The organism is Lyngbya sp. CCY1209, from assembly GCF_055795065.1.
In genome coordinates this window covers 1-20,133 of record NZ_JAYFER010000448.1, presented here as the reverse complement: position 1 = coordinate 20,133, position 20,133 = coordinate 1, and the positions used below count along the sequence as shown (strand labels likewise).

Below are 20,133 nucleotides of genomic sequence, written 5' to 3'. Positions count from 1 at the left end.
AGGTTGACGCGATCGATTCCCCTTCAATCGGGAGCGACGAAACCGCCTTCTCCAATGGCTCGGTAGACTTCGCGAATCATATCATAGTCGCCGTCTTCCACGGCGACGAGGGTCGATTCTTGGAATTTTTCGTTGGCGCGGACCGAGGATAAGGCGGCAATTAAATCTTGTTGTCGGGCGATGGCGCGATCGCGCAACAATGCGATCAGTTGCGGATCGGTGTTGCTGTTCACCACGAACACGTCATTGGGCAACGGCGGACCTTTTTTCAACAGGGAAAAATCCGCTTCCGAAAATCCTTCTTCCCGCAAAAACCGTTCGTAATCGATCAACGGTCCTCCCCAGGCCTCCACCTCTCCGGATTTCAACGCCTTCAAACTGCCTTCTGGCCCCAACATTTTGACTTGATAATCGGTTTTCGGGTCCAGTCCCGCCTCCATCAACATTTCTGTCGGGCCGAGATGTCCGCTCGTTGACCCCACTTGACGCATGGCGATCGTTTTTCCTTTCAGATCGGCGACGGTTTTGACGGGACTCGCCGCGGGGACGGCGATCACCGAATGGTAATTGGGGCGGGTGATGGCGACGACCGGAATGGCGTTGGTCCGCGCCCGAATCAGGACATATTCCGAAGGACCCGTCAGGGCGATATCGATTTTCCCCAATTGCAAGGCGGAAGCCGCCTCCGCATAACTGTCTACCGGGTAAAATTCGATCTCGCGCTCCAATGCCACCTCTAAAGCCACCCGAAATGCCTCGTAATCCCGTTCAAGATCGTCGAGTCCCTGAACGTCCGTAACGGCAAACTTGAGGGAATCTGCGCCGTCTCCTCCGGGAGGGGCGAAAAGGGCGGTTTGAGTTGCTGCGGTACAACTGGCCAGAAACAACAAAGTCAATCCGATAAAAGAACGTCGGTCGATCATAAAATGACCTCACAAGAGACAATAATCAAAGATCATATTCTTGTTTTCAACAATAAGAGATAAATGACAGATTGACCTTAATTTTAGATTAAGTTTAGATTATAGTTTCTGATAAAATATGGTCGAACTTCGGAGATGTAAACTGCACCGGCGACGGAAAAGAACTTGTTGTTGGGCTTTAGCCCCCATCTGCCCTGCAGCGCAACAACGAATACGTTAGAGGATTTCACAATCGCCCTGAAAGGGTGCAGGCAACCCGGAAACCGAGGACGCTGTGCCAGTCAATCGGGAAACCCCTTCCACGGGAAGCACAACGGCAACCTGCGACGTGATAGCGCCACGACCCACCCCGTTCCACTCGTCTTCTGCCATCATTCAACAAATTGGCGATGTTATCGACATAATTTTGATAGCGGTTATCGTTGTTTTTTTCATCCCAAACGCTACCATCTGAGGGGGCATCTAAATAACTGTTATGCCAGGGGTCGGCGCACCACTCCCAAACATTACCGTGAATGTCGAATAAACCAAAGGCATTGGCGTGTTGAAAATTAATAGGTGTGGTTTGTTTTCGGTGAACTCCTTTAGGGCCATAACCATAACTGGAGTTACCGTTATAATTGGCAAAATTCGTTGTTATTGTTTCTCCGAGATGAAACGGGGTGGTTGTTCCCGCCCGGGCCGCATACTCCCACTCGGCTTCGCTGGGAAGTCGGTAGAGTTTTCTAGTTTTTTGGGAAAGTCGGGCGCAAAATTCGACGGCATCATACCATGAAACTCGTTCTGCCGGACGATCCGATCCTTGAAACCGAGATAAATCGGGGTCGAGATCTCTTTGAATTCTGGGAAAGTTAACGACTCGCTGCCATTGGGCTTGGGTAATCGGATATTTAGCAATTAAGAAGGGTTGAATCGTCACTTGACGCTGGGGACTCTCATCGTTCGATCGCCCTTCTTCATGGGCAGGCGATCCCATCGTAAAACTTCCCCCGGGAATCAGCACCATTTCTAAAATGACTCCGTTTCCCAAACTTTCGATGATAAATTCTGCTTTGCCGCGATCGCGCCCAATTTCTCGACCCGTAGAATTGAGTTTGACCACATCAAATTCAAAAGTATGAATTTTGGGTTTGATACTCGAAGGTGGCGGGGGTGGCGGTAATTTGGTCTTTCCGCGAAAGCTTTTCAGTCCGGGGCGAGGCGGAGGTGGAGGAAGGGGGAAATTTCGTTTTGATGATATTTTCAACTCTCCTAAAACTTCCGAAACGGATTGATAGCGTTTTTTGGGTGTCGTTGCCACCAAGCGATCTAAAATTTGACCCAATTCATCACCGATCGCATTTCCGTTCAAACCGTCCCGCCAGATCCACTCCCCCTCCACCGGATCGTATAAATTAAAGGGGCTCATCTGGGTTAACAGATGCAGACAAGTCACGCCCAAACTGTACAAATCGCTGGCAAATCTGGGTTTTCCCATCGCCTGTTCCGGGGCGCAGTATTCCGCCGAACCGATAATCGTCCCGGTGACGCTGCGTTGAATTTTGGGGACGGCTTTCGCCGCGCCGAAATCCACCAAAACCAATCGATTGTCGCTTTCTCGTCTGATAATATTTTCCGGTTTGATATCCCGGTGGATGACGTTGCGATCGTGGACGAATTTCAAAACCGTCAATAAATCCCGCAAGAGTTCCCGGATTTGCTTTTCGGTAAACGCCCCGTTATTTTCTAATTCTTGCTGTAGCGTTTCCCCGTCGATAAATTCCTGCACCAAATATTGGCGGTTATCCGTGGTAAAATAAGCCAAAAGTTCGGGGATTTGGGGATGTTTTCCCAGTTCTTCCAGACGCCGCGCCTCTTGGTCGAACAATTCGGCGGCTTTGTCCAGGTTTCCGGTTCCCTGAGCTTGGGGGAGAAACTGCTTGATGACGCAGGGGGGTTTGGAGGGTTTGAAGTCATCGACGGCGAGGAACGTGCGCCCGAAGCCGCCCTGTCCGAGGATGCGTCGTGCCCAGTAGCGCTCGGCGAGGCGCAGTTTGCCGCCGCATTTCTGGCAAAACTGCCCGCCGTCGGGGTTGCCGTGGAGACAGTCGGGGTTGAGACATTGGATCATGGCACGCGGGGATTGACACCTATAGCGCTGCGCGCAGGGAGTCGGGAGTCGGGAGTCGGGAGTCGGAACTCAAAACTTTTGTAAGGATTTCACGGTTTCTTCGCCGATTCCAACTGTTAATATACCCTGAGCGCACCGCCATACATTAATTGTACTGCCAATCCCGCGATAATTTGAAATTTAACACCATCGGAGAAACCGGGTTTTTCCAAAAAATGGAGACACCCGGTTTCCGACATCAACTTAAACGGCGGCTAAAATCACCATTCCCGCCGGAGGCAAGTCCAGGCGGAGGGCCGATCGCCCCTTAAATTCCTCCACCGTCACCGTTTCGGAAGTCGGCGGATTTTGCAGTTCCGCATCACTCCAATCGCCGCGATAGAGCACTTGCAAACACGAACCGGGCGGATGGATAATGGCATCGACCGTGACGTAGGCGCCCCGGTTTTCCGTGCCGTTGGTATTGATCGCCGCCACCACTTCGCGATCGCGGAAAATGCGCGACCAGGCGACCAATTCTCCCGCCCCCGGCATCGAAAACGGCCGGTTCAAAAACGAGGTTTCCCGCAAATATTGCCGGCCCCGCCGCAGTGCCAAACCCGTCAAATCTTTCCCGTTGCGGATGCGGGCGATCGCGGCAATTCGCAAATAGGCCGGATGGCAACCGTCAAAAAAGTGACATTTTTCGGTTTCAAAGGCTCCGAAAAGCCCCCCGAACATCGCCTCCCGGATGTAGCGGTCTTCAAATCCGCCGCCGGGTTCGAGGTTGAAATCGTGGCGATCTTCCGTGCCGTCGAAGGCCTGTTCCGTGCCGTAATAAATGCAGGGAATGCCCAGCGTCGTCAACTGCACCCCCACCGCGTGGGCGACCTGTTCGTAGCGGGCGGGGATGGAATTGTGGGCGGAAAAGCGGTGTTTTCCCTGCCGCCCCACCATGTCGTGGTCGTCCAAAATCGAAACGTGATACTGCCCCGCCAAACGGTGGCTGCCGAGGGCGTCGAAGCCGCCGAATTGCCCGAAAAATCCTTGCGGGTCCCGCTGTCCCTTCACGAACCCGGCCAGTTGAACCGTCGGTTCGCCGATATCCAACACCGCATCCACATTCAAACCAAAAATTTCCAGGTAAGTTTTCGCCGTCGTCGCGCCGCCGGTGACTTCCCCGAGAAGCATGAAATTTTCCTTGCCGATGGATTCGGCATATTCGTGAATTGCACCGCAGAAATTCCGCGAAACTTCCCAGGGCAAATGTTTCACCGTATCGATCCGGAACCCGTCGCAGTCGCTCAGGGCGATCCAATATTGGTAAACTCGAATGACCGCCGCCAGAGTATCGTCCCGACTCAAATTGAGGTCTTTTAAATCGAAGAAGTCGCCCCGCCGAAATTCGACGTCGGGATGGAGGGGATCTTCCCCAACATTAGCATCCCAGCGGCCGATCTGGCCAGCCCGGGTGTACCATTCCCAATTCTGGAATTCCTCGGGCCAGACGCCATCTTCGAGATCGGCAATTTCCGGGATACTTTCACCCCGGCCCGATCGCCAACCGTGGATGTCGTGGGGCGGCGAAAATCGGTAGGATTTCGTCGTCATCGGATCGCCGTTTTCGTTCCGGTAAAACCAGTTGTTGCCCGTGTGGTTGTAGATGATATCCAACATAACGTACATCCCGCGATCGTGAGCTGCATCGACGAGATCTCGCAAATCCTGGCGCGTTCCGAAGCGGGGGTCGATGTCCAAGAAGTTTTGGATGCCGTAGCCGTGGTAGGTTTCCAAGTCCTGCCGCTGTTTCCAAATCGGCCCCACCCAGAGGGTCGTCACGCCCAAGTTTTGGAGATAATCCAGTTTGCTTTCGATGCCTTTGAGGGTGCCGCCGACGAATTTTTTCCCCGCCGTCATCCAAACGGTTTTGTCGGCAGTTGGGTGGGAGGGATTGTCGCGATCGAACAGGGGAAAATCGCCTTCTTTGCCGTCGCTGAAGCGATCGGGCAACAGGAAGTAAAAGACCTGATCTTGCCAGGTGGCGGGGCTAGGATTCACCCGTCCCCGAGGGTTGAGATCGATCGCCGATAACGTTTTGGGAGCAATCGATTCGATGGGAGTTTGCGTCATTATTTGAAATCCAAATAGAGAACAGATGGAATCCCCAGGTCAAATCAATTTGACCCTTTCTCCGTTTCATCCGGTGAAACGGTGCGGCTAACCGGATGAAACGATCAAATGGGGCGCACTCCGGGCATGACCCGTTCCGCGACATCCCGTAATATTAGATCCAGTTTTTGATTCAGTATCGATGGCAGATACCCCCGAGGCGCCCCGCCCCGAGCGGGTGGGAAACCGGAGGGCGAGTTCGATTTTTGAGTATTTCATTTAATAGATAGGGCGCTGAGGAGCGGAGGGAGCGGTGGGAGCAGGGGGAGCAGGGGGAGCAGGGGGAGCGGTGGGAGCGGTGGGTGAGACATCCAGACCGCTTGGGAATCAATTCCCAAGCTAATAGCTCAAATCATATTCAGATGATTGGGGAGGTTGTACGAATCTGATATAAGATGTCGCCTCTGCCTCCAGGAGCCCCTGGAGCCCCCTCTACCTCCTCCGCCCCCCTACTCCCGACTCCCTATTCCCGACTCCCTATTCCCGACTCCTGACTCCCCGCCCACGGCGCGATCGGGCATAATGCCGTGAATACCCCCCTTGAGGCGACTTCGATCCTATGACTCCGACTCCTATCTCCCTTTCCAAAACGGTTCTGGCCGGTTTATCTTCTTTGATGTTTGCGATCGCCCCCGGAAGTCCCGCCCGCGGCGCCGAAGAAATTACCCTCTCCTACGGTCCGGCCGAAACCTCCATCCCCATCGCCGACATCGAACGGTTCGCCCGGGAAGGCAAAACCACCCCGACCCTGGTGCTCTACGGGCGCCTGCTGCGAATTCAGGACGGCGAAGGGTTGCGGGAGGCCCTGACGACCCCCTTCCAGGCGAGTCCCTGGAGTGTGGAGCAGTTTCTCGACAAGCCGACGGGGGAAGTGATCCTGCGGCGGATGGGGAAGGTGGTGAACACGGGAACGGGGAAAAACGGCGCTTCGGCCCTGAGAACCGCGATCGCCGGAGCTGCCGCCCGCCCGGGGGGCCTGACGCTGCTGGGCATCTTGCAGGAGTTCCCCGACCGCGAAATTCAGATCGATTTGGAGTTCAGTTTGAACGTGGTGCGGCAGACGTCCCGAGTCCTGTTGGAGGACACCGCCGTTCTCGAAGCGCTCCAGCAGAAGCGGCGGGTCGAAGATCCCGATCGCCCCACCCCCAGCGAACCCTTCAACTTGCCCAACCCCCGCCAACCCGGACCCTATTCCTGGCGGGAAGCGGAGCTGCTGTTTTTCAATCCCAACCGCGATCGGCCCTCCCCCGTCTACGTCTACATCCCGGAGAATTTGGGCGCCCCCGCCCCCCTGATCGTGATTTCCCACGGCCTGGGGTCCGACCCCAAAACCTTCAGCTACGTCGCCGAACACCTAGCCTCCCACGGCTACGCCGTCGCCATCCCCGAACATATCGGCACTAGCGCCAACCGCTTCCAGGGGTTTTTGGAGGGGTTCGAGCGCCCCCCAGAGCCGTCGTCCTTCGCCGATCGCCCCCTGGACATCACTTATTTGCTGGACTTGCTCGAAGAAAAGTCGCGGTCGGACCCGGCTTGGAGAAATCGCCTCGACCTGCAAAATGTGGGCGTGATGGGCCAGTCCTTCGGCGGTTACACGGTGCTGGCCCTGGCGGGGGCGACCCTCAACCCGGAGAAACTCAAAGAAAACTGTTCGCAGCCGGACGAACGGCAGATCACCCTGAATTTGTCAATTTTGCTGCAGTGTCGGGCCCTGGAAGTCGCCCCGGAGCGCCAAAATTTCCGCGATCGCCGCATCAAGGCCGCGATCGCGGTCAACCCCCTCGCCAGTTTGGTATTCGGCGAGTCGGGGATGGGCGAGATTGACATCCCGGTGGCGATTGTGGCGGGCACCAACGATTACATCACCCCGGCCCTCCCCGAGCAGATCGAGCCCTTCACCTGGCTGAGAACCCCCGACAAACTCTTGGTTTTGTTCGAGCCGGGGACGCACTTTTCCTTTTTGCGGGAAAATGGGGGGCAGGTGCCGATCCCGCCCCAACTGATCGGACCGGACCCCGAAAAGGCCTACCCCTACTTGAAAGCGCTGAGTCTGACCTTTTTCAACGTCCACGTCCGCGATCGCTCCGACTATCGGGCCTACCTGAGCGAGGAGTATTTGCAAACCCTCGGCCCCTCGCCGTTCACCATCAATTTGGTGAAGGATTTGAACCTCGAAGAACTCCGGGCAGCCCGGTCGGCTAATCGCTGATTTGCAACTTCACGGTCAGGGTTTTGAGCTGTTCGTTCATCCAGCGATCGAACAGTTCGTTTTGCAGCCGCTGTTTCATGCCTTTGGTTTCCAAAGAAACCTCGATAAATTCTTCGATGCGGAACAGGCACCAGCGCCCCTCGACTTCAAAGGGGCCGACGATCTGCCCGACTTGTCCCCCCTCGACGGCGGGTTTGATGGTTTCCGGGATGGTCGCCCGACTCACGGCCCCCATCATGCCGTTGACACGGCTTTCGGTGGTGACGGAATGTTCCCGGGCGATCGCCTCGAATGTCGCTTCTCCGGAGAGGATTTTATTTTTCAAACTCTCCGCCATTTCGTAGTCGTCAACGACGATTCTGGAGAGGACGACCGAATCTAAAAAGGGCTTCCGTTCTTGGAAATATTCTTCCAATTTCGGACCCACCACCGCCAATTTCAACGTCTCCCGCTTGAACCCGTTGGAAACCTGCTCGTGGAAGGCGTTGTAGGTCATGCGATTTTGGTCGAGCCAAGCCTGGAATGCCTGGGGATCGCTGAGGTTGCGCTCCATGCGGAAGTTGATCACCGCCTGCTCGACTGTCGCCGGATTGACGTTCACATCTTCGCGAGTTTGCAGCTCTTTGTCGATCACGTACTGGCGCAGAATTTCTGACAAAAAGGTCTGAAATTTGCCTGAACTTTGCAGGTATTTCAAGGACTGACCGAGGCTGATCGAGTCGGTGTCGTTGATGGTCATGAATGGTTTGGACATGATCTTAAAATTGACTCCTTTTCAAATCGGACAGGAAGAAAGTTTTTCAATAATTGACCCGAATTTTTATCGGATGAGGCCGGGAAGCGGGATGCACAATATGGGACGTTTTCCGGAGAATTTAACAAATATTTCCCAATTCACCCCGGCGGGAATAGGGAACGGTTGATGGAGTGCGGACTCCTGCTCTAATTAAACCACAATCCCGGAGCATTTGACCTCCCGAGATGCCGGAAATTATCGGAGAGTTTTACAAGATCCAGGGGCGCCCGACCCGCCAAGCCAGCGCCAGCAAGATCGCCGCGATCGCCCCAATGAAGGTATTGAGAAAATTGACCACTTCGTTGGTGAGCCAGTCCCACCGGGATTGCAGGGTGGCGCCGATGAGGCTTTCGATGTTGGTGGCGACGAAGGCCGCGATCGCGCACCAGAGAATCCCGATACCATCGACCAAACCGACTCCCCACCCCACCAGGGCGATGGCGATCGAAGCCAAAAATCCGGCGATCGTCCCCTCCAGGCTGATGGCCCCCTCCGTCCCCCGGGGAACTGGCTGCAGGGTGGTGATCAGAAACGTATGTTTCCCGTAGGCTTTCCCCACCTCCGAGGCGCAGGTATCGGACAGTTTGGTGCTGAAACTGGCGACGTACCCCAACATCAGCAGGGAAATGGCGATCGGCGCGACCTCCGCATCGGGAATCCATCCCCGCACCGCCAACACCCCCGCCCCGCACAGCGCCCCGGTCAGGGCCGATCCCCAGACATTTTCCGGACCCCGGGCACCAGACCGCTTCTCGGCGATCCCTGCCGCCTCCTTTTCCGCCATGCCGATGCGCGTCACCCCCGACCCGACGACGAAGTAGAAGGCGACTACCGCATATCCGGGCCACCCCAAACTCCCCCACACCAACACCCCCAAAATCCAGGCGTGGACGATGCCGGCGGGGGTGAGCAATTTCTTGGGCAGCAAGGCCACGATCGCCAACAGCACCGTATTGAGCGCGATCGCCCCCACCCAAGGACTCCACACCATCGATTCGGTCAAATACATAATCTCCCCCACTAATTATTAATTGTTAATTGTTAATTATTAATTATTAATTGTTACCGGTGCCATCAACGCTTTCTCCACCGCCTTGATACACCGGGAATCCCGCACCATCCAGGCGTGCAGCAGGACATCGAGGAGAATTTCGTCGCCGACGGGGACGCGGGAACTGCTGGCCGGCAGGATCATGGCGTCGAAGGGCGTCCAGATCGAGGTAAAGTTGATTTGGTCGAGGGTTTCGATATCTCGGTTCAAATCGCAGAGAAAGGGGCAGTAGGGGCGCATCTGGAAGGCCCCCAAGGTGGGATAGAAGTAGGCCAGCCAGGTTCCATAGTGGGGGGCGGAAATAGTGATCAGCCGTTGTACGCGATCGAGTCCCCCGAGGCGCTGGACGTAGTAGCGGCTGACGATTCCCCCCATGCTGAATCCGATCAGATCGAAGGGTTGTTCCGGCGGGAAGGTTTTGTCAACGTAGTGGGAAATTTGTCCCGCCAGCCGATCGAGTCCCGCCAGTCCGTAGTTGGGGCGCAGGTTGAAGCTGTGGATGTCCCAACCCCGTCCTCTCAGGTAGGCGGACATGAGCCGGAAAATGCCGGCGGTATCGAAAATACCGTGGATGAGTAAAACCGGATTGCGGGTTTGAGTCGGGTTCATCGCGATCGCAACTGATATCGAGGGGTTGACGGTTCAAGAATAGGGGAATTTTCCCATTTTATTTTTGCCATTATGACGCCCCTCGGACCGGCTTCGGATTGCGGGGCGATCGTCCGGCCGGAATTCTGAGCGTTTGTAAAGACTCACTCCATAAGTGTAAAGACCCACTCAGATTTCACCCCGGATCGCCCCGATCGAATCTCAGGATCGCGAATTGATGTGAACTTTTGTAAATAAATGTGGACAAACCTTGCACGAGATTCTAATGTAAGTCTTGGGCCTGTCCTGCTCGATCTTGTCAATCTGCCAAAAACTGAACGGAGTACGTTTAATGCTGGGTATCGGTAAACTGTTCGGACTTAATAAAAAATCTGACTATTATTTAGAGCTTGATGAAGCGAAGGGAAACGGTTCGGCGCCGCCAAAAGCCGAACCCAAGCCCGAAGCTCCCAAAGCGGAAAAGGTTAAAGCCCCCGAGGCTTCAAAGGTTGAAGCCCCCAAGGCTGAAAAGAAAACCAAGAAAACAGCCAAAAAAGCGCCGCAGGCTGAGAAAGCCCCGGCCGCACCTGCGGCCGTGCCATCCAAACCCGCACCGGAACCCCCGCCCCTCAATCAAGGCCTGAGCCCGACTCCGGCGGGGATGACCTTCGCCACGGACTACTTGCTGCCCAAGGCGACGCCCTCCCGCCGGCGCCCTGGCCCGAGCATGAATATGTTTAAGGATATGGCCCGCCAGGTTTCGCGCTGACCGAGGGGGGTGGCACTGGGGCCGGTCCGAGTGTCGGACTGGCTTCTGTTCCCAGAAGGTGGTTTTCCAGAGGATTCTCCCACTCGATGCGGTTGACGATCGCATCCTGGGGCAGAAATCGGAATTTGAGACGCCCGCGTTCCGTCATCACGGACAGGCAATTTTGGGGGACGTTGAGGGTGACTTGCTTGTAACCCCACGTCCTCATCTGTGCGATCGCGTCCCCGGCTTTGCAACCGACGAGTTCTCGGAGTTCCGCGACGGTCGGAAAGTGGGTGGGGACGTTTTTTCGTCCGACTCGCCGACCTGGAATGTCGGTCGGTCGGAGATGAGACAAATAGGTGAGTGCCATCGAATCTGTTCTCCTGGAGGTGGATGGGGGACAGTTTTGCTATTACCTAGCATCCGCAATCGGACGGCGATCGTCAATGGCAATAAGTTCAGGACTTGTACCGCCCGTCTGAATCAAAAGATGGAAAAGTTCAGCCGTCTGGGCTTTCATCGTGGTGAATTGGCTCGAAACCCTTTCAAATCAACCGTTTCAGGGCGATCCCCACGGCGCGATCGCCTCCCGAAAATTAATATCACCCGGTCAGGTGATGCCAAATTGGTCTGGAACTGATACAGTTAGAATTGAGATGCTACGAATAGGTGAGTTATCCATCAGCCGCAAGCTGGTGGATTTTTTTTGGTTTGAATCCCACCCAACCCGTCGCCGACCGTTTCGAGGCCGATCTGCCAATTTGCCTGTAGTTCTTTATGGTACAAGATTTTTGAACGTTTGGTTGCGATGGCGACGCCAAATTTGGGGGTCAATCCCCCCGCTCCGGGCGTCAAAGCCGGAGCGAGAGGAGGGTAGCCCGAAACGGGCCGGGTTTGAGACCCCAAATATTTGGTAAGATACCTGGCAGATTGCAGGCTGGAGCCATTGTCAAGATCGCTCCGACCCCATGCAGTACAGGACACTAAGGACAGCGGCGAGTTAGGATGGAATGGCATATTACCGATGCCCAGAGTTTGGGCATCATCGATCGCGAAATCGGGACTCACGTCTTTTCTCCGGCAGAGTACGAAATTGTCCGGCGCGTGATTTACACCACGGCAGATTTTGAATACAAATCCCTCGTGCGTTTTTCGGACCAAGCCCTGCAAGCCGGGGCCGCCGCCCTCGCCGCCCGCACCACGATTGTCGTGGACGTGCCGATGGTGCAGGTCGGGATCACCCCGCAAATTTTGGCGACCTTCGCCAACCCCGTCTACTGTTCCCTCGATACCGTCACCCGGCCCCAAAAGGAGAAAACCCAGACCGCCTGGGGCATCCAAACTTTGGCGAGACGCTATCCCGAGGGCATTTTCGTCATTGGCCAGGAACAGACGGCCCTATCCGGATTGGTGGATTTGATCGAAGCCGAAGAAATCAAACCTGCCCTGGTTATCGCCACGCCGTCCGGGTTCGTGGGGGCGGACGTGGCTAAATCCAGGCTGAACGATTCGATGGTTTCCCACATCCGCATCGACGGACGCAAGGGCTCTGCGGTGGTCGCCGTGGCGATCGTCAACGGTCTGGTAGACTTGGCTTGGCAGGCCTACGGGCGCCAGGAGGGAACGGGGAGTTAGGGAGAATTGATAATTGATCATTGATTTCCCCCGACCCCAAATCCCACAGACGTTTTGGGGTCAATTCTCTCGCTTTTGTCACCCTTAAAGGCTAGAGTCGATCGCCTTTTTCATCTGATTTCCGAACCCGATCCTAAATCGATTGACCTTCACACTGTTTCTCCAGCAAATCGATCAGTTTGACGGCATTTTGATAGTAGCCTTTGATTCTTGTATAAGTGATGCCAACATTCCTGCCATGAGCAATGTTATTTCGATTGGCAACAATACTATCAATTGATTCTTTGATCTCACCTTGGACGACTTGAGATAGCCGCTCCGACCATTTGGGGTTGAAAGATTTAGCAATATCCAAAATTTTTTCCATTTTAGGATTTTGAAAACCTGACAGTTGCTTTTCAACGTAGTTCGCCACGAAAGGCGATGCTTGACTTTGGGCATATTTGCTATATATGGAACGGACGGAAACCTCCAGAAAACCGGATACCTGAATACATAAGTATCTAGCCCAATGGGACTGCATTTCGGCATCTTCTGGAAGTTTAGATATCTTGTCAAACAAGTCATCAAGCTGCTGCTTGTAACGCACAACTTCTATGTTTTTCATTGTATGTCTTTGAAAGACTTGATGGCTTGTTCGAGACGACTTTGCACGATGGATTTTTCTGTGGTACGGGAAGTGTTTACAGTCACTTCTAAAAACTTGGGACTGTTGAGAAGATCTTGATAATTAGCTTGGAGTGATTCTTCATTCTCAATGATACCTTGTTTGAGCCGACGTGCCAAACCCACCATCATGGAATCAAAGACAGCCGCATTAATTTGTTTTTTAGGCTTGAATGCTTGCCGACCCAATATTTTATGAGCCGTTTCAATTGTATCAACAAAAATATGTGTAATTTCCATTTTATTTTGTTGATTAAAATGACGATTTGAACCCATAAAATTATTTAAAAAACCTTTCATCGGTTTTTGATAATTTTCCCCTTCAAAATAGAGAGCCAGAAATCGCAAAATGAGTTCCTGATCTTTCATTCTATTATCAGGGATGCTCGATCCATATATACTTCTCCAAGCTTGATTAAGATTGAGCTCTGCCAACAAATCATTCAACTCTCCATGATAAATACAGGCTCTAATTTCTTGAGGCTGTAATTTAACTCCGCCAGTATTAAGCCTTTCAAAAATATGGTAGATACTGCTATTATCATCCGACGGATCATCTTGCTTGACGATCGTGGCAGGTATTATTGAATCATCTAGCCGGCGCCGATCTTCCTCGGATAATGTACTGTAAGTTAGTCCTTTAAAGTCATCAATAACTTTGGTTAACGAGAATTTTCTAGATTTTGGATAATCTTCGGGTAAACTTCCAAAAACTTCATCATAAAAATATTGAATCGTTCGCAATCTTTGTTGTCCATCAATCACGATCAGTTTTTGGGTATCTTGTTCTTTAGCCAAGAAAATTCCCGGCACTGGTAGACCCAACAATAAAGACTCGATAAAACGAGATGCTTCTGGAGGCTTCCAGACATATCCGCGTTGAAAATTCGGCACATATATGCTCCCGTTTCTCATGCGCTTGACCAAACTATCAACCGGATAATCAGCACCGTAACTTGTGATCGAATACTTGAAGGGAAGAATCTCTTCTTCGCTCTCTTCCGACTCATTATATAAAGTTTCTTGAATGTCTGACATGGCATTTATGGTGGTTGAGTGCGACCTATGGGACATTAATAGTATAATTCAATAACGGCGCGATCGCGGTTTCGTGCGGCCGTAGCGCGATCGCATTTGGCGGGTCAACTCCATAAACGCATCCCGCCGCAAATAGGGATATTCCCCCACCCAAATATTCTGGCTGGGAATGTAGATGTCCGATGTCTCGTTGATGGTGCTGAGGTCTTCCATGTAAGATGTCACCAACATCACCGCCACCTGGCCCCGGTGCAGTCGCTTGTGGGTGCGGTTCAAAGGGGCTTGAATTTTCATTGTAAATCCCGTCTTATCTCCCACTTCCACATTGATGCGGCGTTCGAGACTTTCGATTAAAATTAACTCGCCGCGATCGTTCACCGATTCCTGTTCGTTCGTCACCGCTTCGGAGATGTAATAATCCAAAACTTTCCCCTGCCAAAATCCGCAGTGCGGATACTGGCGAAACTGCCGATTTTTGAGACTCGCTTCAAAGATAGGCCCCCACAACCAGTACAGGGCGAACATGACCAGGGGAATCAACAGAATTTGGGCGTGAGTTGCCAACTCCAGCACGGCCAAAACCAAGGTTCCCACGGCCGAAATCAACAGCCGCCTCAGCAGTTGCGAGGGCTTCCCCCAGCAGTGCTGGTACTGATCGCTCGTCGCGACAGCCGGAACTAACTCTTCAAAGGTCTGACGGGTTAACGGAATCAGCATATTTTGTATTGGGGTGTGCTCGGTGGGGTGTGCTCGGTGGGGTGTGGGGGAAGCGGAGGGAGCGGAGGGAGCGGAGGGAGCTCAGAAACGGGTGGAACATCTGCACCGCTTGGGAATTAATTCCCAAGCTAATAGCAAAAATCATCTGAAGATGATTGGGGAATTTGTACGGTGAGAAAACTAGATCGAATATAAACTTGCCTCCTCCGCCTCCTCTGCCCCCTCTGCCTCCCCCACACCCCACACCCTAAACCCTACACCCTCCTCTACAAAATCTTTTCTAGCCCATAAACCAGGGTTTTGAGCGGGAGGACTTTGCGGATCGCCAGCAGGACTCCGGGCATATAGCAGGCGCGATCGCTCGTGTCGTGGCGAAGGGTGTAGAGTTGGCCGGGGGCACCGAAAATCACCTCTTGGTGGGCGATCAGGCCGGGGAGGCGGACGCTGTGGATGCGGATCTGTTCGGCTCCCGTCGCGCCTCGGGCGCCGGATAATTTTTCGGTTTCTTCCACTTCTGGCCGGTTGTAGGTTTTGCCCAACTCGGCCAGCATTTGGGCGGTTTTGACCGCCGTGCCACTGGGGGCGTCGGCCTTTTGGTTGTGGTGGAGTTCGATAATTTCAACGTGGTCGAAATACTGGGAAGCCGCGATCGCAGCCTGTTGCATCAGCACCACGCCGATGCAAAAATTAGGAATCAGCAGACAGCCCATGCTGGCCTTATCGGCAAATTCTGCCAGATCTTGAATTTGGGCGTCACTCAAGCCGGTGGTGCCCACCACGGGGCGGATACCATAGGCGATCGCGGCGCGGATATTATCATAGACGGAATCCGGGTGGGTAAAGTCCACCATCACCCCGGGCTGCTTCTCCTGGGCGGCCATCGCCAGCATCCCCTCGCGATCGTCGGTGATCGGGATTTCCAGGGGTTCGATACCCGCCACCGTCCCCGCATCTTGGTTGAGACAGGCGGGGTTGCGATCGATCGCCCCCAACAGAATCATATCGTCAGCGGCGGCGACGGCCTTGACCACCTCCCGCCCCATCTTGCCCCCCGCACCGTTGACGATCACCGGAATCGGACCTTGACCTGCCATTTCTGTAAAACCTCCTGACCGCAATTTCGGGATCTCCGACATCCCGACAGACTCTTCCAACTATGAAAGCACGTTGTGACCGAGGAAGCTACTCCATCGGCCTAGAATACAATAGGAGGTCGAGCGCCGCTATCTTCGATGACGGCCAAACCTCAAAACAACGGTATCGCGATCGCCGATTCATCTCCCATTCCGAAATTGAGCCAGCCGAGGGGAATTCGTCTCAAATTCGGACGTTTGAATTTTATAGCAGTGGGCGCTCGTCTGTTGAGAGTTTCCTTGGAGGGACAAACCTTGAAACCCTGATTCTTGGTGATTTCATTGCCCGACTCCCTATTCCCTATTCCCTATTCCCTATTCCCTATTCCCTATTCCCTATTCCCTGCGCGCCGCGCTATATACTGACTTCATGCCTGCTCAAAACTCTGAATCTGCTGTTTTATGGTTGTCCAAGTGGCGACTCGCCATCGTTCGGATCGCTCCCCCGCTGTGGTTGATGATCAGTCTCGTCGCGATCGCCGGTTTGGTCGGAGTCAAGCAACTCGGGGGGTTGCAGCCCCTGGAATTGAGGCTGTTCGATTGGCGGGTCCGCCTGCGACCCGAAGCCGAACCCGACGATCGCCTCTTGGTCGTCGCCATCACGGAGGCGGATATCGGCGCCCAGGAACAGTGGCCCCTCCCCGACGCCCTCCTGGCCGAGATGTTGGCGAACCTGCAACGGCATCAACCCGCGGCGATCGGTCTGGATCTGTATCGCGATCTGCCTGTCGGATCGGGAAGTGAGGAATTGGCGGAACAGTTTCGGGCGCCCAACCTGGTCGCCATCACCAAAATTGGCAATCCAGAAAATCCCAGCATTCCCCCACCGCCCCAACTTCCCCCGGCGCAAATCGGCTTCAACGATTTACTCCTCGACCCGGATGGGGTGGTCCGCCGTCAACTGCTGTTCGCGGAGGCGGACGGGACCTATTTTTCCCTGGCACTGCGGCTGGCGTTGTTATACCTGGGCGATCGCGGCATCGAACCCAAAAATAGCGCCGAAAATCCCAATTATATGGCGTTGGAAAACCGGGTGTTCGTCCCCTTGAACTCCCGCGACGGGGGATATGCCACCATCGACGATCGCGGCTATCAGATTTTGCTCAACTACCGCGCCGCCGAAGCCGCCCCCACCGTCACCCTCGCGGAAGTTTTGGCTGATGCCGTCGATCCGGCATTGGTGACGGACAAAATTGTGCTGATCGGGGCGACGGCGCCGAGTATCAAGGATGCATTTTTCACCCCCTACAGCGTCACCCAGGCGGAAAACCCGAAAATGCCCGGGGTTTTGATCCACGCCAACATGGTCAGCCAGATTCTCGGGCCGGAAATGGACTCGGCGCGACCCTCGAATTTATTCTGGTTTTGGCCGGAGTGGACCGAAATCCTCTGGGTCGGCTTTTGGGGCATTTTGGGCGGCTTTGCGGCTTGGCGCATCCGCCACCCGGCTTTGCAGGGGTTGGCTTTGATTTTGGGATTGGCGGTCATCTGGGGGACGAGTTTCGGGTTGTTTCTCCTCAACGGCTGGATTCCCCTGGCGTCGCCGGTTTTGGCGCTGTTGGTGGCCGGGACGGGGGTGGTCGCCTACAAGCAAATTCACAATGTCCTCCACGATCCCCTGACGGGACTGCCCAACCGCGCCCTGTTTCTCGATCGCACCGAACAGGCGATCGCGCGATCGAAGCGAAATCGCGTCACCTGCGGGGTGCTGTTTTTGAATGTGGATGGGTTCCGCCTCATCAACGACAGTTTGGGCAATCTGGCCGGCGATCAACTCCTGCTGCAACTGGTGGGGCGGCTGAAAACCTGCGTCCGCATGGGGGATATCATCGCCCGCCTCGGGGGGGACGAGTTTGCCATCTTGTTGGAGCACCTGCAATCGGTCGAAAATGCCACCGCCGTCGCCGAACGCATCCAACAGGCTCTCGTTTCTCCGTTTATCCTCGACGGCCATGATGTTTTTAAAACGGTCAGTATCGGCATCGCCCTGGCGGATACGGCGGAAACTCGCTCGGAGGATTTGCTCCGCAACAGCAACACGGCGATGCAGCGGGCGAAGTCGCTGAAAAATATCCGCTATCAGGTGTTCGAGCGCACTATGCAGGTGGGCGGGTTGGAGCGGTTGCAGTTGGAAACCGACCTGCGTCTGGCGGTGAGTCGCCAAGAATTCGTGATGTATTATCAGCCCGTTATTTCCCTGGAAATGGGACAAATTGTCGGCTTCGAGGCGCTGGTGCGGTGGCGGCATCCCCGCCAGGGTTTGGTGACGCCGGACCGGTTTTTGAAGGTGGCGAAGGAGACGGGGTTGATCATTCCCATCGGCCGCTGGGCGCTCCAGGAGGCCTGCCGTCAAATCGCGATCTGGCAGGATCGGTTCGAGTCTAAATACCCGATTATCGTCGGGGTGAATTTGTCGGCGAGACAGTTTATGCACCCGGATTTGGTGTCGGAAATTCGCGAGATTATCAGGAGTACGGCGATCGCTCCGGAGCGGTTGCGGTTGGAGGTGACGGAAAGTGTGATTATGGACGATGTGGAGATGACGATCGCCCTGTTGCATCAGTTGAAAGAATTGGATGTCAAGTTGAGTATCGACGATTTCGGCACGGGTTTTTCGTCGTTGGGTTATCTGCCCCGATTTCCGGTGGATGTCCTCAAGATCGACCGCTCGTTTATCGGCCGCATGGAGGAGAATTCGGAGGGGGATAATTTGGCGATCGTGCGGACGATTTTGATGTTGTCCCGGGCCTTGAATTTGGACGCGATCGCCGAGGGGGTGGAGACGGAACGGCAGTTGAAACAGTTGCGATCGCTCGGCTGCAAATACGTCCAGGGTTACTATTTCCAACGGCCTATCCCCGCCGACGCGGCGACGGAGTTTTTTGAGTCCGATCCGAAATGGTGAAATTGGGGTGTGGGGTGTGGGGACTTCAAATCAGATTCTGATAATTAACCACAATTGTCAGGTGTCGGAAATTTTAGATTGTAGGGGCCCCTGGCTTGCGCCCTATTTGTTTTTTTAAAAATTAAAAAATGTTAAAATTTCGATTTTTTTGTGGGATTGGGTTGATTTTCTTCTTGACTTCCGGTATTATTTTAAATAATGGGAATAGTGGCAAAAATAAAAATATTGCGACCACTCCCATTGTGAAGCATTGTGTCAATAGTCTACCCGAAATCGCCGCCCCATGTCAACCCCTATTCGCCAATTTTTTTCGGGGACAATTTTTGCATCATTTCCGGGCTGTATTCAACTCAGCTTTTTGCGGGACTGGGAGCGTCCGCACCTTGATATCTTGGTAGAATTCCTCCTGAGATAATTCCACCTTCGACTGGGCAGAAAGCAACAGCAACGCCCAGAAAACCCCAACGCGATCGTGCTTGGGGTGGGGGTTGTGGGGTGTGTCCTCCGCTTCCTCCGGCGGTGAAGGGGGCGGCAATTGTTTGGGTGTGGCGAGATTCGACCACAACACCAACAACTGTTCGAGATCCAGCCAATCTCCCTCGGGATCTAACCCTTGAGCCCGGAGAAGTTCGTCCAATTGTCCGGCCATTTCCACCAGGTTTTCTTGGTGGGCGAGTTCCGCGATCGCCTTTGCGGTTTGGCTTTTATTCCGAGTCGTACTGCGGCGGGGGCGGGGGCGACTCTGGCGCTGGGCGATCGTCGTCGCCATCAGTTGCAATTGTTCGATGAGCTCTTGCAGCGTCACCTGTCGCTTTTGGGGGACCTTGGCGACGGCGCGGCGGCGCAACTGGCGTTCGAGATGTTGGGGACGCAATAACCCCCCTTCGCCATCTTCCCCGTCGAAAAACTCCATTTCTTCGGCCATCCCCTCTTCGTCGGCGGATTCTTCCGCCATCAAGCTGTCGGCTTTCAGCAGCACCAACATGGAGGCGTACAGGAAGGCTTGCCCCGACTGGGAGAGCTCCGCGAACTGATTGCCCGATGCTCGCGGATGGGTTCCGGGGGTGAGTTGGCTGAGGTAGCGATCGATCACGTCGATCACCCGCACGTCCCAGGGGTCGATTTCGCCCCGTTTGGCGAGATCGATGAGAAGTGCGATTCCTTCCGCCAGACTGGCTAAGGCATCTTTGGGTTTGTCGGCAGTCATGTCAGTCTCCTGTCGTGCTGGGGCTGCGATCGCCCCGCCGTGCCGGAAGCATATCACAATTGGATTAGGGGTCGAGAGAGAAGTCGCCTTCTCCCCCTCCCATTCAGAACCGTGCGTGAGACTTTCACCTCACACGGCTCCTAGTTCAGCCGTCTCGTTGTTATGAGTACGACTCTTGTTTAGGCTACCATCTATGGCAGTCTTGGCATCGTGACAGTGGCGGTGCAGCAGTTGGAGGTTCTTGTAATCATCCTTT

Annotated in this window: 18 protein-coding genes; 5 read left to right on the top strand and 13 right to left on the bottom strand. The window is 54.3% G+C overall.

Annotated features, from left to right (window positions below; translation table 11 throughout):
• Window positions 1-23: 23 nt before the first annotated feature.
• From AC0QHF_RS14165 to AC0QHF_RS14155, 3 genes are all read right to left on the bottom strand, one after another.
• On the bottom strand, window positions 24-923 hold the full coding sequence (locus AC0QHF_RS14165) for a phosphate/phosphite/phosphonate ABC transporter substrate-binding protein (protein WP_324704870.1): 900 nt from the start codon (window positions 921-923) through the stop codon (window positions 24-26).
• 226 nt (window positions 924-1,149) lie between these two features.
• Entirely contained in the window at window positions 1,150-3,033 is a 1,884-nt protein-coding gene (locus AC0QHF_RS14160) for a bifunctional serine/threonine-protein kinase/formylglycine-generating enzyme family protein (RefSeq protein WP_324704869.1), read from the bottom strand.
• Between the two features lie 243 nt (window positions 3,034-3,276).
• Window positions 3,277-5,142 (bottom strand): alpha-amylase family glycosyl hydrolase, encoded by a 1,866-nt coding sequence (locus tag AC0QHF_RS14155; protein ID WP_324704868.1) that lies wholly within the window; start codon window positions 5,140-5,142, stop codon window positions 3,277-3,279.
• Window positions 5,143-5,740: 598 nt separating this feature from the next.
• Between AC0QHF_RS14155 and AC0QHF_RS14150 the strand changes: the two genes are divergently transcribed.
• The gene (locus AC0QHF_RS14150; protein WP_324704867.1) at window positions 5,741-7,390 is read left to right on the top strand and encodes an alpha/beta hydrolase; all 1,650 of its coding nucleotides are present in this window, start codon (window positions 5,741-5,743) and stop codon (window positions 7,388-7,390) included.
• Here the strand turns inward: AC0QHF_RS14150 and AC0QHF_RS14145 are convergent.
• The 3 genes from AC0QHF_RS14145 to AC0QHF_RS14135 all read right to left on the bottom strand — a co-directional run bounded on the left by AC0QHF_RS14145 (window position 7,380) and on the right by AC0QHF_RS14135 (window position 9,846).
• Window positions 7,380-8,144, bottom strand: coding sequence for a peptidylprolyl isomerase (locus AC0QHF_RS14145; RefSeq protein WP_324704866.1), 765 nt, complete (start codon window positions 8,142-8,144; stop codon window positions 7,380-7,382). The genes AC0QHF_RS14150 and AC0QHF_RS14145 overlap by 11 nt on opposite strands.
• 250 nt (window positions 8,145-8,394) lie before the next feature.
• Entirely contained in the window at window positions 8,395-9,195 is an 801-nt protein-coding gene (locus tag AC0QHF_RS14140; RefSeq protein WP_324704865.1) for a TIGR00297 family protein, read from the bottom strand.
• Between the two features lie 39 nt (window positions 9,196-9,234).
• A complete protein-coding gene (locus AC0QHF_RS14135) occupies window positions 9,235-9,846 on the bottom strand; it encodes an esterase/lipase family protein (protein WP_324704864.1) in 612 nt (203 codons plus the stop codon).
• Between the two features lie 331 nt (window positions 9,847-10,177).
• Between AC0QHF_RS14135 and AC0QHF_RS14130 the strand changes: the two genes are divergently transcribed.
• A complete protein-coding gene (locus tag AC0QHF_RS14130; RefSeq protein WP_324704863.1) occupies window positions 10,178-10,594 on the top strand; it encodes a hypothetical protein in 417 nt (138 codons plus the stop codon).
• Here AC0QHF_RS14130 and AC0QHF_RS14125 read toward each other — a convergent pair.
• Entirely contained in the window at window positions 10,563-10,946 is a 384-nt protein-coding gene (locus AC0QHF_RS14125) for a hypothetical protein (protein WP_324704862.1), read from the bottom strand. The two genes, AC0QHF_RS14130 and AC0QHF_RS14125, sit on opposite strands and share 32 nt — an antisense overlap.
• Window positions 10,947-11,581: 635 nt before the next feature.
• On the opposite strand from AC0QHF_RS14125, the gene AC0QHF_RS14120 reads away from it, so the two are divergent.
• Window positions 11,582-12,211, top strand: a complete 630-nt coding sequence (locus AC0QHF_RS14120; protein ID WP_324704861.1) for a precorrin-8X methylmutase — start codon at window positions 11,582-11,584, stop codon at window positions 12,209-12,211.
• A 133-nt stretch (window positions 12,212-12,344) separates the two neighbouring features.
• On the opposite strand, the gene AC0QHF_RS14115 is transcribed toward AC0QHF_RS14120, so the two are convergent.
• From AC0QHF_RS14115 to dapB, 4 genes are all read right to left on the bottom strand, one after another.
• Complete coding sequence (locus AC0QHF_RS14115; RefSeq protein WP_324704860.1) at window positions 12,345-12,818, bottom strand: HEPN domain-containing protein; 474 nt, start codon at window positions 12,816-12,818, stop codon at window positions 12,345-12,347.
• On the bottom strand, window positions 12,815-13,915 hold the full coding sequence (locus AC0QHF_RS14110) for a DUF262 domain-containing protein (protein ID WP_324704859.1): 1,101 nt from the start codon (window positions 13,913-13,915) through the stop codon (window positions 12,815-12,817). The genes AC0QHF_RS14115 and AC0QHF_RS14110 overlap by 4 nt, the downstream gene beginning before the upstream one ends.
• 48 nt (window positions 13,916-13,963) lie before the next feature.
• Window positions 13,964-14,632, bottom strand: a complete 669-nt coding sequence (locus AC0QHF_RS14105) for a phosphate ABC transporter permease (protein WP_324704858.1) — start codon at window positions 14,630-14,632, stop codon at window positions 13,964-13,966.
• Window positions 14,633-14,898: 266 nt separating this feature from the next.
• Complete coding sequence (dapB, locus tag AC0QHF_RS14100) at window positions 14,899-15,726, bottom strand: 4-hydroxy-tetrahydrodipicolinate reductase (RefSeq protein ID WP_324704857.1); 828 nt, start codon at window positions 15,724-15,726, stop codon at window positions 14,899-14,901.
• Window positions 15,727-15,864: 138 nt separating this feature from the next.
• On the opposite strand from dapB, the gene AC0QHF_RS14095 reads away from it, so the two are divergent.
• Entirely contained in the window at window positions 15,865-16,032 is a 168-nt protein-coding gene (locus tag AC0QHF_RS14095) for a hypothetical protein (RefSeq protein WP_324704856.1), read from the top strand.
• 103 nt (window positions 16,033-16,135) lie between these two features.
• The gene (locus AC0QHF_RS14090; RefSeq protein ID WP_324704855.1) at window positions 16,136-18,670 is read left to right on the top strand and encodes a CHASE2 domain-containing protein; all 2,535 of its coding nucleotides are present in this window, start codon (window positions 16,136-16,138) and stop codon (window positions 18,668-18,670) included.
• 328 nt (window positions 18,671-18,998) lie between these two features.
• Here AC0QHF_RS14090 and AC0QHF_RS14085 read toward each other — a convergent pair whose 3' ends face one another.
• Window positions 18,999-19,877: a segregation/condensation protein A gene (locus AC0QHF_RS14085; protein ID WP_324704854.1), complete on the bottom strand. Its 879-nt coding sequence runs from the start codon at window positions 19,875-19,877 to the stop codon at window positions 18,999-19,001.
• Between the two features lie 129 nt (window positions 19,878-20,006).
• A partial coding sequence (locus tag AC0QHF_RS14080) for an HNH endonuclease (RefSeq protein WP_375341430.1) occupies window positions 20,007-20,133 on the bottom strand: 127 nt, incomplete at its 5' end.

What these genes read in the sequence shown, in the direction of transcription:
- AC0QHF_RS14165 (WP_324704870.1), bottom strand. Translation starts at nt 923, where the DNA reads ATGATCGACCGACGTTCTTTTATCGGATTGACTTTGTTGTTTCTGGCC.
- AC0QHF_RS14160 (WP_324704869.1), bottom strand. Translation starts at nt 3,033, where the DNA reads ATGATCCAATGTCTCAACCCCGACTGTCTCCACGGCAACCCCGACGGC.
- AC0QHF_RS14155 (WP_324704868.1), bottom strand. Translation starts at nt 5,142, where the DNA reads ATGACGCAAACTCCCATCGAATCGATTGCTCCCAAAACGTTATCGGCG.
- AC0QHF_RS14150 (WP_324704867.1), top strand. Translation starts at nt 5,741, where the DNA reads ATGACTCCGACTCCTATCTCCCTTTCCAAAACGGTTCTGGCCGGTTTA.
- AC0QHF_RS14145 (WP_324704866.1), bottom strand. Translation starts at nt 8,144, where the DNA reads ATGTCCAAACCATTCATGACCATCAACGACACCGACTCGATCAGCCTC.
- AC0QHF_RS14140 (WP_324704865.1), bottom strand. Translation starts at nt 9,195, where the DNA reads ATGTATTTGACCGAATCGATGGTGTGGAGTCCTTGGGTGGGGGCGATC.
- AC0QHF_RS14135 (WP_324704864.1), bottom strand. Translation starts at nt 9,846, where the DNA reads ATGAACCCGACTCAAACCCGCAATCCGGTTTTACTCATCCACGGTATT.
- AC0QHF_RS14130 (WP_324704863.1), top strand. Translation starts at nt 10,178, where the DNA reads ATGCTGGGTATCGGTAAACTGTTCGGACTTAATAAAAAATCTGACTAT.
- AC0QHF_RS14125 (WP_324704862.1), bottom strand. Translation starts at nt 10,946, where the DNA reads ATGGCACTCACCTATTTGTCTCATCTCCGACCGACCGACATTCCAGGT.
- AC0QHF_RS14120 (WP_324704861.1), top strand. Translation starts at nt 11,582, where the DNA reads ATGGAATGGCATATTACCGATGCCCAGAGTTTGGGCATCATCGATCGC.
- AC0QHF_RS14115 (WP_324704860.1), bottom strand. Translation starts at nt 12,818, where the DNA reads ATGAAAAACATAGAAGTTGTGCGTTACAAGCAGCAGCTTGATGACTTG.
- AC0QHF_RS14110 (WP_324704859.1), bottom strand. Translation starts at nt 13,915, where the DNA reads ATGTCAGACATTCAAGAAACTTTATATAATGAGTCGGAAGAGAGCGAA.
- AC0QHF_RS14105 (WP_324704858.1), bottom strand. Translation starts at nt 14,632, where the DNA reads ATGCTGATTCCGTTAACCCGTCAGACCTTTGAAGAGTTAGTTCCGGCT.
- dapB (WP_324704857.1), bottom strand. Translation starts at nt 15,726, where the DNA reads ATGGCAGGTCAAGGTCCGATTCCGGTGATCGTCAACGGTGCGGGGGGC.
- AC0QHF_RS14095 (WP_324704856.1), top strand. Translation starts at nt 15,865, where the DNA reads ATGACGGCCAAACCTCAAAACAACGGTATCGCGATCGCCGATTCATCT.
- AC0QHF_RS14090 (WP_324704855.1), top strand. Translation starts at nt 16,136, where the DNA reads ATGCCTGCTCAAAACTCTGAATCTGCTGTTTTATGGTTGTCCAAGTGG.
- AC0QHF_RS14085 (WP_324704854.1), bottom strand. Translation starts at nt 19,877, where the DNA reads ATGACTGCCGACAAACCCAAAGATGCCTTAGCCAGTCTGGCGGAAGGA.